The sequence below is a fragment of the uncultured Intestinimonas sp. genome, assembly GCF_944387245.1.
Taxonomy (GTDB): Bacteria; Bacillota; Clostridia; order Oscillospirales; family Oscillospiraceae; genus Intestinimonas.
The window spans coordinates 1-15358 of record NZ_CALXEE010000055.1; the positions used below are offsets into that span (position 1 = coordinate 1).

At 65.0% G+C, this 15358-nt stretch carries 13 protein-coding genes; 10 read left to right on the forward strand and 3 right to left on the reverse strand.

Going from position 1 to position 15358, the window contains the following annotated elements:
• Positions 1 to 96: 96 nt before the first annotated feature.
• The 9 genes from mutS to Q0K15_RS08000 all read left to right on the forward strand — a co-directional run bounded on the left by mutS (position 97) and on the right by Q0K15_RS08000 (position 11008).
• Entirely contained in the window at positions 97 to 2694 is a 2598-nt protein-coding gene (mutS, locus tag Q0K15_RS07960; RefSeq protein ID WP_294514999.1) for a DNA mismatch repair protein MutS, read from the forward strand.
• A gap of 136 nt (positions 2695 to 2830) precedes the next feature.
• Positions 2831 to 3538, forward strand: a complete 708-nt coding sequence (locus Q0K15_RS07965; protein WP_294515001.1) for a type II CAAX endopeptidase family protein — start codon at positions 2831 to 2833, stop codon at positions 3536 to 3538.
• 27 nt (positions 3539 to 3565) lie between these two features.
• Entirely contained in the window at positions 3566 to 5584 is a 2019-nt protein-coding gene (mutL, locus tag Q0K15_RS07970) for a DNA mismatch repair endonuclease MutL (protein WP_294515004.1), read from the forward strand.
• A gap of 533 nt (positions 5585 to 6117) precedes the next feature.
• On the forward strand, positions 6118 to 7059 hold the full coding sequence (miaA, locus tag Q0K15_RS07975; protein WP_294515006.1) for a tRNA (adenosine(37)-N6)-dimethylallyltransferase MiaA: 942 nt from the start codon (positions 6118 to 6120) through the stop codon (positions 7057 to 7059).
• Between the two features lie 36 nt (positions 7060 to 7095).
• Entirely contained in the window at positions 7096 to 7335 is a 240-nt protein-coding gene (gene hfq, locus Q0K15_RS07980; protein WP_294515008.1) for an RNA chaperone Hfq, read from the forward strand.
• Positions 7336 to 7381: 46 nt separating this feature from the next.
• Positions 7382 to 8665, forward strand: coding sequence for an HlyD family efflux transporter periplasmic adaptor subunit (locus tag Q0K15_RS07985; protein WP_294515010.1), 1284 nt, complete (start codon positions 7382 to 7384; stop codon positions 8663 to 8665).
• Positions 8666 to 8694: 29 nt separating this feature from the next.
• Positions 8695 to 9399 carry a YggS family pyridoxal phosphate-dependent enzyme gene (locus Q0K15_RS07990; protein ID WP_294515012.1) on the forward strand — a complete coding sequence of 235 codons (705 nt, stop codon included), beginning with the start codon at positions 8695 to 8697 and terminating at the stop codon, positions 9397 to 9399.
• A gap of 48 nt (positions 9400 to 9447) precedes the next feature.
• Entirely contained in the window at positions 9448 to 9927 is a 480-nt protein-coding gene (locus tag Q0K15_RS07995; protein WP_294515014.1) for a cell division protein SepF, read from the forward strand.
• A 283-nt stretch (positions 9928 to 10210) separates the two neighbouring features.
• Positions 10211 to 11008: a DivIVA domain-containing protein gene (locus tag Q0K15_RS08000; protein WP_294515017.1), complete on the forward strand. Its 798-nt coding sequence runs from the start codon at positions 10211 to 10213 to the stop codon at positions 11006 to 11008.
• 695 nt (positions 11009 to 11703) lie between these two features.
• Here the strand turns inward: Q0K15_RS08000 and Q0K15_RS08005 are convergent.
• Both Q0K15_RS08005 and Q0K15_RS08010 read right to left on the reverse strand, forming a co-directional pair.
• The gene (locus Q0K15_RS08005; protein ID WP_294515019.1) at positions 11704 to 12213 is read right to left on the reverse strand and encodes a hypothetical protein; all 510 of its coding nucleotides are present in this window, start codon (positions 12211 to 12213) and stop codon (positions 11704 to 11706) included.
• 570 nt (positions 12214 to 12783) lie between these two features.
• On the reverse strand, positions 12784 to 12957 hold the full coding sequence (locus Q0K15_RS08010) for a hypothetical protein (protein ID WP_294515021.1): 174 nt from the start codon (positions 12955 to 12957) through the stop codon (positions 12784 to 12786).
• A gap of 141 nt (positions 12958 to 13098) precedes the next feature.
• Between Q0K15_RS08010 and Q0K15_RS08015 the strand changes: the two genes are divergently transcribed.
• Positions 13099 to 13296: a hypothetical protein gene (locus Q0K15_RS08015; protein ID WP_294515023.1), complete on the forward strand. Its 198-nt coding sequence runs from the start codon at positions 13099 to 13101 to the stop codon at positions 13294 to 13296.
• 28 nt (positions 13297 to 13324) lie between these two features.
• Here the strand turns inward: Q0K15_RS08015 and ileS are convergent.
• The coding region (ileS, locus tag Q0K15_RS08020) for an isoleucine--tRNA ligase (RefSeq protein WP_294515025.1) at positions 13325 to 15358 on the reverse strand (2034 nt) is incomplete at its 5' end.

Here is a 15358-nt window from a genome sequence, read left to right on the forward strand (position 1 = left end):
GGGTCGTCGCGCCCCACAACAAGAGAGATGGTTCTCCAGACAGCGGCACAGACCGTCTCCATGATCTTTACCTTACTTTCCAGAGGAGGAATCCCAATGCCCGCCGAAGTCACCCCCATGATGAAACAATACCTCCAGATGAAGGCGGAGCACCCGGACTGCATCCTCATGTTCCGGCTGGGGGACTTTTACGAGATGTTCAACGAGGACGCCAAGCTGGTGTCCCAGGAGCTGGACCTCACCCTCACCACCCGGGACCGGAACAAGCCCCCCGAGCAGCGCACCCCCATGTGCGGCGTGCCCTACCACTCGGTGGAGGCCTACCTCTCCCGGCTCATCGCCAAGGGCTACAAGGTGGCCATCTGCGAGCAGATGGAGGACCCTGCCACCGCCAAGGGCCTGGTGGACCGGGACATCATCCGCATCGTCACCCCCGGCACCCTCATCGAGTCCTCCATGCTGGAGGAGGGGAAGAACAACTTCATCGCCGCCGTCTGCCTGGACGGGGAGGCCGCCGGGGTCTGCTTCTGCGACATCTCCACCGGCGAGGTGTCCGCCGCCGCCTTCGCCGGGCCGGGCTGGGAGGAGCACCTCACCAACGAGCTGGGCCGGTTCTCCCCCCGGGAGGCCGTGCTGGACGCCGCCGCCTGGGACTGCAAGGACCTGCGGGACTTCCTGAAAGCCCGGCTGGAGTGCCGGTGCGAGCAGGGGAACGAGGCCGACTTCGCCCCCGGCCGGGCCCTGGAGCTGTGCCAGAAGCAGTTCCGCTCGGGGCTGGACAACCTGCCCCCGGAGGGGGAGTACGCCGTCCGGGCCTGCGGCGGCATGCTCACCTACCTCTATGACACTCAAAAGACCGACCTCTCCCACCTCACCGCCTTCCACTACACCGCCGGCGGCGAGTTCATGGAGCTGGACCTCACCGCCCGGCGGAACCTGGAGCTCACCGAGACCCTCCGGGGCAAGGAAAAGAAGGGCTCCCTCCTGTGGGTGCTGGACAAGACCCGCACCGCCATGGGCGGGCGGCTCATCCGCTCCTGGATGGAGCGGCCCCTCCTGTCTCCCGCCCAGATCAACAAGCGGCTGGACGCCGTGGAGGAGCTGGTGGGGGACGCCATCGCCCGCCAGGAGCTCTCCGCCTGCCTCCGGGAGGTCACCGACCTGGAGCGGCTCATCGGCCGCATCGTCTACGGCACCGCCGGGGCCCGTGACCTCACCGCCCTCTCCTCCGGCCTGGGGAAGCTGCCCCGGCTCCGGGAGCTGCTCTCCCCCTTCTCCTCGTCCCTCCTCACCGTCCTCCGGGAGGCCATGGACGACCTGCCCGCCCTCCGGGACACCCTGGATCGGGCCCTGGTGGAGGAGCCCCCCTTCTCCGTCCGGGAGGGCGGCTTTATCCGGGGGGGCTGGAACGCCGACGTGGACTACCTCCGGGACATCCAGACCAACGGCAAGGGCATGGTGGCCCAGGTGGAGGCCCGGGAGAAGGAGCGCACCGGCATCAAGAGCCTGAAGGTGGGCTACAACAAGGTTTTTGGCTACTACATCGAGGTCTCCAAGTCCTACTACGACCAGGTCCCCGAGGACTACATCCGCAAGCAGACCCTGGTCAACTGCGAGCGCTTCATCACCCAGGAGCTCAAGGAGATGGAGCACACCATCCTCTCCGCCCAGGACAAGCTCACCGCCCTGGAGTACGAGCTCTTCTGCCAGCTCCGGGAGGCCGCCGCCGCCCAGGTGGACGCCGTCCAGCGCACCGCCGCCGCCGTGGCCCAGGTGGACGTGCTCCTCTCCTTCGCCGCTGTGGCCGCCGAGGGCCGCTACTGCAAGCCGGAGGTGGACCTCTCCGACCGTCTGGATATCGTGGAGGGTCGCCACCCGGTGGTGGAGAAGGTGCTCAAGGACGCCCTCTTCGTCCCCAACGACGTCCACCTGGACGGAAAGGACAACCTGGTGGCCATCATCACCGGCCCCAACATGGCGGGCAAGTCCACCTACATGCGCCAGACCGCCCTCACGGTGCTCATGGCCCAGATGGGGGCCTTCGTCCCCGCCAAGAGCGCCCGCATCGGCGTGGTGGACCGGGTCTTTACCCGCATCGGCGCCAGCGACGATCTCGCCGCCGGCCAGTCCACCTTTATGGTGGAGATGACCGAGGTGGCCGAGCTTCTGAAGAACGCCACCGCCAAGAGCCTCCTCATCCTGGACGAGATCGGCCGGGGCACCTCTACCTACGACGGCATGGCCATCGCCCGGGCGGTGCTGGAGTACTGCGCCGACAAGCGCCGCCTGGGGTGCAAGACCCTCTTCGCCACCCACTACCATGAGCTCACCTGCCTGGAGGGGGAGATCCCCGGGGTAAAGAACTACAACGTGGCCGCCAAGAAGCGGAAGGACGACGTCATCTTCCTCCGGAAAATCGTCCCCGGCCCCGCCGACCAGAGCTACGGCATCGAGGTGGCCTCCCTGGCCGGGGTGCCCGACCGGGTCATCCGCCGGTCCCGGGACATTCTGGCCCAGCTGGAGAGCCAGGGGGCTCCCGCCCCCGCCCCCGTCCAGGCCCCCGCCGACGACCAGGTGTCCTTCCTGGACATGGGGGCAAACCAGGTGGCCCAGCGCCTGCGGCAGACCAACCTGGACACCCTTACCCCCATCGAGGCCCTCAATCTGGTCTATGAGCTGAAGAAATTACTGTAATCACCGCCCGGAGCCTTCCCCTGGGGGAAGGTGGCATGGCCGCAGGCCATGCCGGATGAGGGGAGACACCGGGGGCGATTTCCGTCATTCTCCCGTGGCGGCATCCTCCCCACCACACCCGAAGGAGGCCCTTCCCATGTACCCCAAACGACAGTGGAAAGCCCGCTTCACCCCGTCGGAATTCTGCCGGGGCTGGGTGTTTTTTGTCCTCTACCTGCTGGTCTTCCCCCTGGTCATGGGATGGCTCCAGATGCTGCTGAGCCAGCGCTTTGACTTCTTCCTCCAGGCCCCCGAGTTCAGCCTCATCTATTACTTCCTCCTCCTGTGCGCCACCCTGCTCCTCTTCTGGAGCTTCCTGCGCCAGGGCTTCGACATCCTCCTGGACGACCTGCCCGAGAACCTCACCGCCTTTCTGGCCGGTCTGGTGGGGGGCGGCGTCCTCCAGGTCCTCTTTTCCCTCCTCCCCCTGCCGGTGGAGGACCCCAACTCCGCCTCCTATGCCGACTCCTTTTTCCTCTCGCCCCCCGCCACCGTGGCCGTACTGGTCCTCCTCATGCCCATCATGGAGGAGGTCCTCTTCCGGGGGCTCCTCTTCGGCAGCCTGCGGCAGTACAGCCGGAGCCTGGCCTTCGCCGTGTCCATCCTGGGCTACGGCCTCTTCTGCGTCCTCCCCTTCGTGTGGACCCCCATGGGCCCCGACCCCGCCTGTCTGCTCCTGCTGATCCGCTACCTCCCCATGAGCGCCGCCCTCACCTGGTGCTACGACAAGGGCGGCTCCATCTGGTCGGCCATCGCCCTCCACATGGCCCTCAACGGCCTGAGCCTGGCCATGTCCCTCCTCTGATCCTCTCCGCAGAAAGCTGGTGACACCATGCCCCACATTCAAGTCCTGGACAGCCACGTGGCCGACCTCATCGCCGCCGGCGAGGTGGTGGAGCGCCCCGCCTCGGTGGTGAAGGAGCTGCTGGAAAACGCCATCGACGCCGGCGCCGCCGCCGTCACCGTGGAGATCCAGCACGGCGGTATGTCCTACATCCGGGTGACCGACAACGGCTGCGGCATCCCCCCCGCCGACGTGGAGACCGCCTTCCTCCGTCACGCCACCAGCAAGGTGCGCACCGAGCACGACCTGGCCGCCATCGGCACCCTGGGCTTCCGGGGCGAGGCTCTGGCCGCCATCGCCGCCGTGTCCCGCATCGAAGTGCTCACCCGGGCCCAGGGCAACGACCTGGGGGTGGCCCTCACCTTAGAGGGCGGCGTGGTCACCGGCAGGGAGGAGGCCGGCTGCCCCCAGGGCACCACCATGGTGGTGCGGGACCTCTTCTACAACACCCCCGCCCGACTCAAGTTCATGAAAAAGGACACCGCCGAGGGGGCCGCCGTCTTTGCCGCCGTCCAGCGGGAGGCCCTGGCCCGGCCCGGCGTCTCCTTCAAATTTCTTCGGGACGGCAGACAGGAGCTCCTCACCCCCGGGGACGGCAAGCTCCAGTCCGCCCTCTACGCCGTGCTGGGCCGGGAGCTGGCCCTGGGCATGCTCCCCGTGAAGGGCTCCGGCGAGGACGCCGTCACCGTGGAGGGCTTCGCCTCCCTGCCCGCCTGCTGCCGGGGCTCCCGGAACTACCAGTTCTTCTTCGTCAACGGCCGCTTCATCAAGTCCCGCCTCCTCATGGCCGCCCTGGAGCAGGCCTACCAGAACCAGCGCATGGTGGGCAAGTTTCCCGCCTGCGTCCTCCACCTCACCACCCGGCTCAACGGGGTGGACGTCAACGTCCACCCCGCCAAGACCGAGGTCAAGTTCGTCAGTGAGAAGAAGATCTTCGACGCCGTCTACCACGCCGTGCTGGGGGCGCTGGAGGCCAACGCCAAGCCCCCACAGGCCCACCTGGACGCCCCCAGAAAGCCCGCCGGGCACGACACCGTCACCCCCAATCAGACCTTCCTCAACCTGTCGTCGGAGGAGTACCGCCGGGCCGTCCAGACCCGGAACCAGCCCAAGACCTGGGCTCCGGCCCGGCCCAAAACGGAGCCTCCCCGGCGGGAGGCGGTCCCCCCGGTGCGGCAGACGGGTGGAATGCCCATCCATGACTTTGCAAAGCCGGTCTTTACAGAGCCCGCCCCGGTGAAGCCGGAGCCGGTAAAGGAGGAGGCCGTCCCCACGGCAGCGCCCACGCCGGAGCCGGAGACGGTGCCCACACCCGTTGTCCAGGCCGCGCCGGAGCCGGTGGCCGATCCCGTCCCGGCTGCGAAACCGGAACCCCAAATCACCCATCCGGAACCCACCCCTCAGCCGGAGCCCGAACCGGAGCTCCAGCCGGAACCTGAACCGGAGCCCTGGACCGTCCGGGGCGAGCTCTTCCAGACCTACGTTCTGGTGGAGCAGGGGGAGAAAGCCTTTTTCATCGACAAGCACGCCGCCCACGAGCGGATGAACTTCGACAGGCTGAAGGCGGCGGGGTACACCCCCATGGTGCAGCTGCTCCTGACGCCGGTGGTGTTCACCCCCGCCCCGGAGGAGTGCGCCGCCCTGCTGGAGCACACCGAGGAGCTGGAGCGGTTCGGCTTCTCCTGCGAGGACTTCGGCGGCGGGGCGGTGGTGGTCCGCCAGTGCCCCGACTATGTGGACGCCGGGGAGGTGGAGGCCACCCTCCTGGAGCTGGCCGGGGACCTGCTGTCCGCCCGGCGGACCGACCCCGACGGCGTGCGGGACCACCTGCTGGCCACCATGGCCTGCAAGGCCGCCATCAAGGGGGGGCAGAAAAACGGCCCCGCCGAGCTGGAGCGGGTGGCCCAGGCCGTCATGTCGGGGGAGGTCAAATACTGTCCCCACGGCCGCCCCGTGGCCGTGGAGCTCACCAAGGCCCAGCTGGAAAAGCTCTTCAAGCGGGCATAAGGGCTGACGAAACGCCCCTCATCCGCTCCAGTGTGCGCACTGGAGCACCTCCCCCCCTCAGGGGGGAAGGTTTTACAGGCAGCACTTTCTCTTACCTTCCCCCTCCAAGGGGGAAGGTGGCGGCGCAGCCGCCGGATGAGGGTGCGCCGCGATGCCACTCACGCGGCGATTAACGTCACCCACGCCGCAGCAACGGCAATCCCAGTCAGCGCCACCATGTCCCGACACCCACCCACGCAGGCGGCGAAAAAAGTGGGGATAGAACCACGGCTTTTCTCTGTTCCACCGGCGGAGTCACCTGTGGACGGTGCTGGTGCTCTATGGGGGGCGTAAAGACGGGCCGCCGGATTTCTATTTGGAGCCACTCAACCCACACGGGAGCCCCTTTTTTTGGATTCCAAAAACCGTTCTTTTTCCAGCAGGGAAAAAGAAACGGTCTTTGACCGTTCCTTGAGGGAACACTTAACGCCCCCTCATCCGGCCCTACCCAGTTTTCCCGTCAAACCACCCCATCACCCCGAAAGGAGGTCTCCATGGAACATCGACCCAAGCTGCTGGTCATCTGCGGCCCCACGGCCTCGGGCAAAACCGCCCTGGGGGTGGCCCTGGCCCAGGCCCTGGACGGCGAGGTGGTCTCCGCCGACTCCATGCAGATCTACCGGGGCATGGACATCGGCACCGCCAAGCCCACGGCGGAGGAGATGGGTGGCGTGCCCCACCACATGCTGGATGTGGCCGACCCGGCGGAGGACTACTCCGTGGCCCGGTACGTCCACGACGCCGACGCCTGCGTCGGGGACATCCTCGCCCGTGGCAAGCTCCCCATCGTGGTGGGTGGCACCGGCCTCTACATCGACAACCTCATCGCCGGCCGGGACTTTGCCCCCTTCACTGGCGCCTGGCGGGAAAGGCTCCAGGCCCGGGCCCGGGAGGAGGGCCTGCCCGCCCTCCACGAAGAGCTCCGGCGCATCGACCCGGACCGGGCGGAGAAGCTTCACCCCAACGATGAAAAGCGCATCCTCCGGGCCCTGGAGGTGTGGTATGAGACGGGGGAAACCATCACCGCCCACGACGAGCGGACCCGGAGCCTGCCCCCCAAATACGACGCCCGGCGGGTGTGCCTCAATTTCGCCCGGCGGGAGGACATGTGGGAGCGCATCGACCGCCGGGTAGACCTGATGATGGAGGCGGGCCTGGAAGAGGAGGTCCGGAACCTCCTCACCTCCGGCGTGCCCCCCACCGCCACCGCCATGCAGGCCATCGGCTACAAGGAGTTCGCCGCCGCCCTCCGGGGGGAGGAGCCCGTTTTCCAGGCGGTGGCCGAGGTCAAGCTCCGCTCCCGGCAGTACGCCAAGCGGCAGCTCACCTGGTTCCGCCGCACCCCGGACATCCGCTGGGTCACCTGGGAAAATACCCCCGACCTGGCCCTGGGCCGACAGAAAGTGACAGCATATATGGAAGAATTTGGTATATGATGGGTACATTCCAACAGAAAGAGGAGTGTACATACCATGCAGACCAGATTCAACCTTCAGGACACCTTTCTCACCCGGGCCCGCCGCAGCCGGATGGGGGTGACCCTCTTCCTCATGAACGGCTACCAGCTCCGGGGGATCATCACCGGCTTTGACTCCTTCGTGGTGGTCCTCATGACCGACAACAAGCAGCAGATCATTTACAAGCACGCCATTTCCACCATCGTCCCGGAGCGGGCGGTGCCCCTGGAGGGGGAGACGGCCCAGGAGGGCTGACCGCCCGGCGGGGGAGGGAATGGGCAGAAATCGAGGATCTTGACCTATGAAACAGGGTACCGTCATCACCCGCATCATGATCGTTCTCATGTTCTTCATGGTGTGCGCCTATCTTCTCTTCTCCGTTCTCCGCAGCCTGGATGACCGGACCTACACCGTGACCACCTACGCCCACACGGTGGACGACGCCGTTGAGGCCACCGGACTGCTCATCCGGGCCGAGACGGTGGTCACCGGCCAGACCGCCGCCATTGTGGACGTGCTCCCCGACCAGGGGGAGAAGGTCCGCGCCGGGGCCGCCGTGGCCTACCTCTACCAGGACGAGAGCGCCCTGGACCGCCGCCGCCAGCTGCGCACCCTGATGCTGGAGGAGGAACAGCTCAAATACGCCCTCCAGGGCCAGGACAGCTCCGACGCCAGCCACCTGGACCAGAGCATTGTGGACGCCATGGTGGGCCTGCGGACGGCCGCCGCCTACGGCGACCTCACCAGCCTGGAGGAGCAGTCCCTCTCCTTCAAGAGCCTGGTCATCCGCCACGGCTACGCCAGCGACGCCGGGGTGGACGAGCTCTCCGCCGCCATCACCGCCCTGGGCGGCCAGATCCAGGCCCTCCAGAGCGCCTCCGCCCTGGACACCACCACCGTATACGCCCCCTGCTCGGGCACCTTCTCCGCCATGGCCGACGGCTACGAGTCCACCCTCTACCCCGACATGCTGGAGACCCTCACCGCCGCCGGCCTCAAGCAGCTCATGACCCAGGACCCCACCGCCCCCGCCGGGGCCGTGGGCAAGCTCATCACCAACTCCAAGTGGTACCTGGCCACCACCGTCTCCCCGGAGGTGGCCGAGCGGCTGGTGGCTGGCCGGTCTGTGACCGTGCGCTTCTCCCGGGACTGGTCCGGCGAGGTGTCCATGAAGATCGAGCGGGTGGACGAGGCCCAGGACAACGCCTGCCTGGTGATCCTCTCCTCCACCCGGAACCTGGCCGACACCAGCATGCTCCGCAAGCAGACGGTGGACATCGTCTTTAACAGCCTGAGCGGCATCCGGGTACCCAAGAAGGCGGTGCGCACCGAGAACCGGGAGGTCACCGACCCGGAGACGGGAGCCGTCTCCACCAGGCAGGTCATCGGCGTCTATGTCCTCACCGCCGCTCAGGCCGAGTTCAAGGCGGTGGAGATCCTGGCCGACGACGGCGACTACTACCTGGTCCAGGCGGTGCTCCCCGACGTGCCCACCGACAACCAGCTCAAGACCGCCTTCCGCACCGGAGACCAGGTCATCGTCTCCTCGGACGAGCTCTACGACGGCAAGGTCATGACCAAATGATCCCAGAGAAAGACAGGAGGGAACGCACCATGTCACTGGAAGAAAATATTGCCCGGGTAAAGGCCAATATGGCCCGGGCCGCCCTGGAGGCCGGACGGGACCCGGCGGAGATCACCCTGGTGGCCGCCACCAAGGTCCAGACCTCGGACACCATCCGGGCGGCCATCGCCGCCGGTATCGCCGTCTGCGGCGAGAACCGGGTCCAGGAGCTCACCGGGCATCTGGACGACTACGCCTACGACGGCGCCAAGATCCACTTCATCGGCCATTTGCAGACCAACAAGGTCCGGTTCGTGGTGGGCCGGGTGGACCTCATTGAGTCCGTGGACTCCCCCCGGCTCCTGGAGGCCATTGAGCGCCAGGCCGAAAAGCTCAACCTGGTCCAGGACGTCCTGCTGGAGGTCAACATCGGCCGGGAGGAGAGCAAGGGGGGCTGTCTCCCCGAGGACCTGCCCGCCCTGGCCCGCCAGGCCATGGACCTGCCCCATGTGCGGCTCCGGGGCCTTATGGCCATCCCGCCCGTGGCCGCCCAGCCCGGTGACAACCGGAGATTTTTTGCCGCTACCCGGCAGCTTTATGTTGACATAAGACGTCAAATAGGGGATAATGACACTGATATAGACTGTCTGTCCATGGGTATGAGCGGCGATTATGAGGACGCCATCCGGGAAGGCGCCACCCTGGTGCGGGTGGGGACCGCCCTCTTTGGTCCCCGGCCCCCCATGCACCCCTGAACCTGCCGGGACCGGCAGCGTGAGGAAGAACGAAAGGAAGTTACCGCTATGGGATTCATTGATGAGATCAAGCGTCTGGCCCGTCCCTATGAGGACGAGGAAGACGATGAGGAGTTCGACGACTATGACGCCCCTGCCCCCCGCACCGAGCGCAAGGACAAGATCCGGGACATCCGTGAGAGCACCGGCGCCATCTACGCCGCCGAGCCGGAGCCCCGCCGGAGCAACAAGGTGGTCAACATCCACACCACCACCCAGCTCCAGGTGGTGCTGGTGAAGCCCGACCGCTTTGAGAACGCCGCCGAGATCGCCGACCACCTGCGGGAGAAGCGCACCGTGGTCCTCAACCTGGAGCAGACCAACAAGGACATCGCCCGGCGTCTGCTGGACTTCCTCTCCGGCGTGGCCTACGCCAACGAGGGCAAGATCAAGAAGGTGGCCATCTCCACCTACATCATCACCCCCTACAACGTGGACATTCTGGGCGATCTCATCGACGAGCTGGAGAACAACGGCCTGTACTTCTAAGCTCCGCTTCAGGAGAGTATTGTCCACATTGTCTCGCCGGAAGTCCGGCGTCCCAAGCGTTTTGGTGCAGCCAAAACCTTGATGCCGGGCGAATTCATTTCGCCCGCGCAGATGAAAAAATCGGGGCCCCCGCACGATGCCCAGCATTGGGTGGGGCGGACATTCTGGGCGATCTCATCGACGAACTGGAGAACAACGGTCTCTACTTCTAACATATCGTTCTGGCGCCCCGGTGCGCCGACGACGACCAAAAAGAGATTATAATAGCGGGGAGTGACCCTTTATGCTGACGCCGCAGGAGGTCTCCGAGCACGCCTTTGCCAAGGCGGGCTTTGGCGGCTACAATATGGCCATGGTGGACGAGTTTCTGGACCAGCTCACCGAGGACTATACCACGCTCTACAAGGAGAACGCCGTCCTCAAGAGCAAGATGAAAGTGCTGGTGGACAAGGTGGAGGAGTACCGCTCCACCGAGGAGGCCATGCGCAAGACCCTGCTCACCGCCCAGCGGATGGCCGATGAGATCGTGAAAGAGGCCCAGGAGAGCAAGGAGACCATGGTACATCAGGCGGAGGAGGAGGCCAGGGCCCGTGTCCAGGGTCTGCGCCGTGAGGTGGAGGCCGAACAGTTGCGGCTCACCGCCGCCCGGAACGCCACCACCGCCTATGTGGCCAAGCTCAAGGAGCTCTACCAGCACGAGCTGGACTACCTGGGGAGTCTGAGCAAGCTGACCCCCGAGCCTGCCGCCCCCGCCGACCCGGTGGAGGCCGCCGCCGAGGAGATCCAGGCCACCGTGGACCGCATTGCCCAGGAGGAGGTCTCCGCTCCGGCCCAGGCCGAGGAGGAGGACGACATTCCTCAGGAGGATGAGCGCCCCGGCGGACTTTACAGCGACCTCACCGCCACCTTTGCGGACCATGACGGTGAGACCGAGCGGAAGGTCAAGGTGGCCCCGGAGCGCCGGGCCGCTGAGATGGCGCAGCCGGTCAAGGCCACGGAGCCGGAGGACGAGGAGCCCACCAAGCGCCTGAGCATTGATCTCGAACACCTTCAGTTCGGGAAGGACTACGAGATCAAGTGAGCATACATAAAACGCGGGACCGTTTGAAACGGTCCCGCGTTTTTTGCGTTTTGGGCAGATCAAGGCCCCCCAGAGCCTTCCCCTGGGGGCCTGACTATTTGGTGAAAAGTCAAAAAAGTGGGGCGCGGCTTCCCAGACGCGCCCACGGCGCCACATCGTAAAGGTGGGGGGAGGGGCGGATATCATCCGCCCGCAAGCCTTCCCCAGGGAGTCTGACTGTCCGGTGGACAGTCAGAAGAAATCACTTCTTCCTTGACCCGTGGTGGCCCGAAAGGCCGGATGAGGGGAAGCCTTACAGCAAGGTTTGCATCCCGTTTCTTTGCCTTTCTGTTACGTGAAAGGACGAGAGAGACGGTTCAAAATCCGTTTCGCTTCCCTGCTGGAAAAAGAACGGTTTTGGAATCCAAAGAAAAAGGGGCCTCTAGGTGGGTTGAGTGGTCCCAAATAGGAATCCGGCGGCCCGGCTTTACGCCCCCGTTGAGGGCCAGCACCGTCCACAGGAGACTCCGTCGGTGGAACAGGGAAAGGCCGTGGTTCTATCCCCACTTTTTTCGCCGCCTGCGTGGGCGGGCATTGTGATGTGGAGGCGCTGACTGATATTACCTCTATTGTGGAGTGTGGCTTCCCGGACGCATCCAGTGCGCAAACAGCCGGGGCGGCCTTTGCCGCCCCGGCTATGGTCCGGTGCCGTTCCGCTATTTTCCTTGCCGGAAGTGGAAGGTCTTCTCTCCCATCACCGGCTGGTAGAGGGTGTCTGTATCCGGCTCGTAGACCAGCTGCTCCGCGAGGCCCTCCGCCCCATAGGTGAGCCACACCTCCTGGCCTTCTTCCGTGTCATAGACGATATACAGGAGCCCGTCCAGGCCGGAGATCCCCCGCAGCGCCCGGCAGTCCGGCAGCCAGTCCTCCAGCACATCGGAGGTATAGGTGACCGTCTCCAGAGGCTGGCCGTTGTTGTCCAGCACCTCCGTGGTTTCTGGGGTACAGTGTGTCAGCAGCCCTTCCGAGGTAAGGGCGGCGCTCTCCCCGTCGGGCGGGGTCACCCGGTAAAGGCCGTAGGTCTCCCGCTCCTGGTCGGACATGGCCACGGTACGGCTCTGCCCATTCCACCACCGGAAGCCCAGGACGCCCGCCAGGATCAGCGCCACGGCCAGGATCAGTAGCCCCCACTTCCACCCGCTCCGGCGGCCGGTATACCCTTTCATATGTCCCGCCCCCTTCCCCCTGTTTTTATCCGGGCCTTTTCAGCCCCATCCTATCCGATTTTTCACACTCTGTCAAGCGGACGCTCCCGCTGTCCCGGGTCCGCCGGGCGGCTGATCGCCGCCCCTACGCCGGAGCACCGGCGGCTTTACGGAGTAAGCCGACGGTGCAAGTGGCGTAGCAGTAGAACAGCCCCGGGGGGTACATCCAATAGGGGGGAGCCGCAGCTCCCCCCTGTGTTTGGTCGTTTCAAGGGGGTTGGGTGTCGGGAAGGGGGGAAATCGAAATCCCCCCTTCCCGACTGACTCTTTCGCCCCTTTCTGGTCATTCAGAAAGGGGCCCGCCGGAGGCCATTCCTCTCTGAGAACAGAGAGAACTTTGTAACGTGGTTTGGCGCGCAATCAGGGGCCCCGGGAAAGCGCGCAGCGCTTTTCTGGGGAGAGGAGGGACAAGGGAGCCGAGCGAGACCTGACCGTCAGGACGGGGTGAGCGGTGCGGACTTTGCCCCGACGACGCCGTGCCCCACACAAAGGAAATACTATGCTGTCACGGCGGGCGGCCAAAAGCCTCCCCTACTCCTCGGTCACGATCTCCCCGTGTTCCTGTTCGTATTCCTTCAAGTAACTCTCCACAGCAATACACAGCTGCATATTGATGGAGCGGCGGCCCTCCTTGGCCAGCACACGGATCTTGTCCATATGCTCTTTTTCCAGCCGCAGGGGATAGGGATTGGCCTGCACAGACATCATGGTCACTCCTTATGACTCTAATAGATGCTACCATCATATCTGCCTTTTGGTATTGTCTCAATAGTTCTAAAAGATACAAAAAGATATTGACATGGTATATCTATATGATATTATATAGATACAAAAGGAGTGAGGAATATGTCTTATCCGAAAAAAGACCAGACCATCTCCGTTCAGGTGGACCGGGATACCAAGGCAAAGGCCGCCTATCTGGCCGCCCAGGCCAACCGCACCCTGTCCAGCCACGTCCGTCAGCTCCTCCGCTTTCACATCAGGGAATATGAGTTCCTCTACGGCCCCATCCGCATAGAAAAAGAGACGTTCACCGGTCGGTGAACGTCTCTTTTGATTTATGGGGTTATGATTACTCGCCCACCACAGCGGCGCAGCGGTCGCACAGCTCGGCGTGGTGACCGGCGGTGCCGATGGTATCGCAGTGGTTCCAGCAGCGGGGGCACTTGGGGGCCTCGGACAGCTTGACGGCGATGGTGCAGGGGATGAGGGACTCCTCGTTCTTCTCGCCCTCCACGGTCTCGGTGGTGACGGTGACCTTGGAGACGATGCACAGGGAGGCCAGGTCAACACCCGCCAGGAAGGCGGCGTCGGCGGCGGAGACAGACAGGGTGACCTCGGTGTCCTGGGCCTTCTTGAACACGCCGGCGTTGCGGGCGTTCTCCAGGGCCTTGTTGACGGCGTCGCGCAGGGAGATGAGCTTACCCCAGCGCTCCTGATCGGCAGTGCTCAGGGTAAAGGCGGCGTTGTCGGAGGGCATGTCGTTGAGCAGCACGCTCTCGGCGTCCACGCTCTGAGCATGCTTCATGGCGTGCCAGATCTCGTCGGAGGTGAAGGCCAGGATGGGGGCGATGAGGCGGGTCATGCCGTCCAGGATATAGTAAAGGGCGGTCTGGGCGGAGCGGCGCTCAGTCTCGCTGCCGCAGTAGAGCCGGTCCTTGATGATGTCCAGGTAGAAGTTGGACATGTCCACCACGCAGAAGTTGTAGACGGCCCGGTAGACCCCGTGGAACTCGTAGCGGTCGTAGGCGGCCCGGACGGTCTTCACCAGCTCGTTGAGGGCGTGGAGGGCGTAGCGGTCCAGGTCCATCAGCTTGTCCAGGGCCACGGCGTCGGTGTCGGGGTCGAAGTCGCACAGGTTGCCCAGCATGTAGCGGGCGGTGTTGCGGATCTTCAGATAGGCCTGGGAGAGCTGCTTCATGATCTCCTTGGAGATGCGCATGTCCTGGGTGTAGTCGGCGGAGGCCACCCACAGCCGCAGCATGTCGGCGCCGTACTCCTTGATGACCTCGTCGGGGGAGACGGCGTTGCCCAGGGACTTGTGCATGGCCTTGCCCTCGCCGTCCACGGTCCAGCCGTGGGTGGCAATCTGCTTATAGGGAGCCACGCCGTTCACAGCGATGGAAGTGAGCATGCTCGACTGGAACCAGCCGCGGTACTGGTCGCCGCCCTCCAGGTAGAGGTCGGCGGGATACTTCAGGTAGGGACGCTCGGCGGCCACAGCGGCCCAGGTGGAGCCGGAGTCGAACCACACGTCCATGATGTCGGTCTCCTTGGAGAAGTGGGTCTTGCCACACTTGGGGCACACGAAGCCCTCGGGCAGCAGGTCCTTGGCCTCCTTGTCGAACCAGATATTGGAGCCGTGCTCACGGAAGAGCTGGGCCACGTGGGCGATGGTCTCGGGGGTCACGATGTCGGCGCCGCAGTCATCGCAGTAGAAGATGGGGATGGGCACGCCCCACACCCGCTGACGGGAGATGCACCAGTCGTTGCGCTCGGAGATCATGGAGATCATGCGGTCCTTGCCCCAGCCGGGGTGCCACTGGATGCCGTCGCAGGCGGCCACAGCGGTGTCCTTGATGGCCTCCACGGAGCAGAACCACTGCTCGGTGGCCCGGTAGATGATGGGGTGCTTGCAGCGCCAGCAGTGGGGGTAGGAGTGGGTGATCTGCTCCTTGGCGACCAGGAAGCCCTCCTTCTCCAGGTCCTCCACCACCATGTCGTTGCCCTTGGCGTAGAACTGGCCGTTGTAGCGCTCGTCGGTCATGACGCCCTTGGCGTTGACGGGCACGGGCACACCGATGTGGGTGAGGCCGGCCTTGTCGTACTGCTGGCAGATCTGGAAGTCCTCGGCGCCGAAGCCGGGGGCGGTGTGGACGCAGCCGGAGCCGGCGTCCAGGGTGACGTGCTCGCCGTTGAGGATGACGGACTCCCGGTCGAAGAGGGGGTGCTTGGCGGTCATGAGCTCAAACTCGCTGCCCTTCAGCTCGCAGAGCACCTTACAGGCGTCGAAGTCAATGTGGGCGGCCTTGCAGACGGACTCGGCCAGGTCCTTGGCCAGGATATACACGTCGCCGGAGGGCACCTGGAGGAGGACATAGTCGAA

Coding starts and splice junctions, on each gene's coding strand:
- Q0K15_RS08000 (WP_294515017.1), top strand. CDS start 10,211: ATGCTGACGCCGCAGGAGGTCTCCGAGCACGCCTTTGCCAAGGCGGGC.
- hfq (WP_294515008.1), top strand. CDS start 7,096: ATGCAGACCAGATTCAACCTTCAGGACACCTTTCTCACCCGGGCCCGC.
- Q0K15_RS07965 (WP_294515001.1), top strand. CDS start 2,831: ATGTACCCCAAACGACAGTGGAAAGCCCGCTTCACCCCGTCGGAATTC.
- mutL (WP_294515004.1), top strand. CDS start 3,566: ATGCCCCACATTCAAGTCCTGGACAGCCACGTGGCCGACCTCATCGCC.
- Q0K15_RS08005 (WP_294515019.1), bottom strand. CDS start 12,213: ATGAAAGGGTATACCGGCCGCCGGAGCGGGTGGAAGTGGGGGCTACTG.
- Q0K15_RS07985 (WP_294515010.1), top strand. CDS start 7,382: ATGAAACAGGGTACCGTCATCACCCGCATCATGATCGTTCTCATGTTC.
- miaA (WP_294515006.1), top strand. CDS start 6,118: ATGGAACATCGACCCAAGCTGCTGGTCATCTGCGGCCCCACGGCCTCG.
- Q0K15_RS07990 (WP_294515012.1), top strand. CDS start 8,695: ATGTCACTGGAAGAAAATATTGCCCGGGTAAAGGCCAATATGGCCCGG.
- Q0K15_RS08010 (WP_294515021.1), bottom strand. CDS start 12,957: ATGTCTGTGCAGGCCAATCCCTATCCCCTGCGGCTGGAAAAAGAGCAT.
- Q0K15_RS07995 (WP_294515014.1), top strand. CDS start 9,448: ATGGGATTCATTGATGAGATCAAGCGTCTGGCCCGTCCCTATGAGGAC.
- mutS (WP_294514999.1), top strand. CDS start 97: ATGCCCGCCGAAGTCACCCCCATGATGAAACAATACCTCCAGATGAAG.
- Q0K15_RS08015 (WP_294515023.1), top strand. CDS start 13,099: ATGTCTTATCCGAAAAAAGACCAGACCATCTCCGTTCAGGTGGACCGG.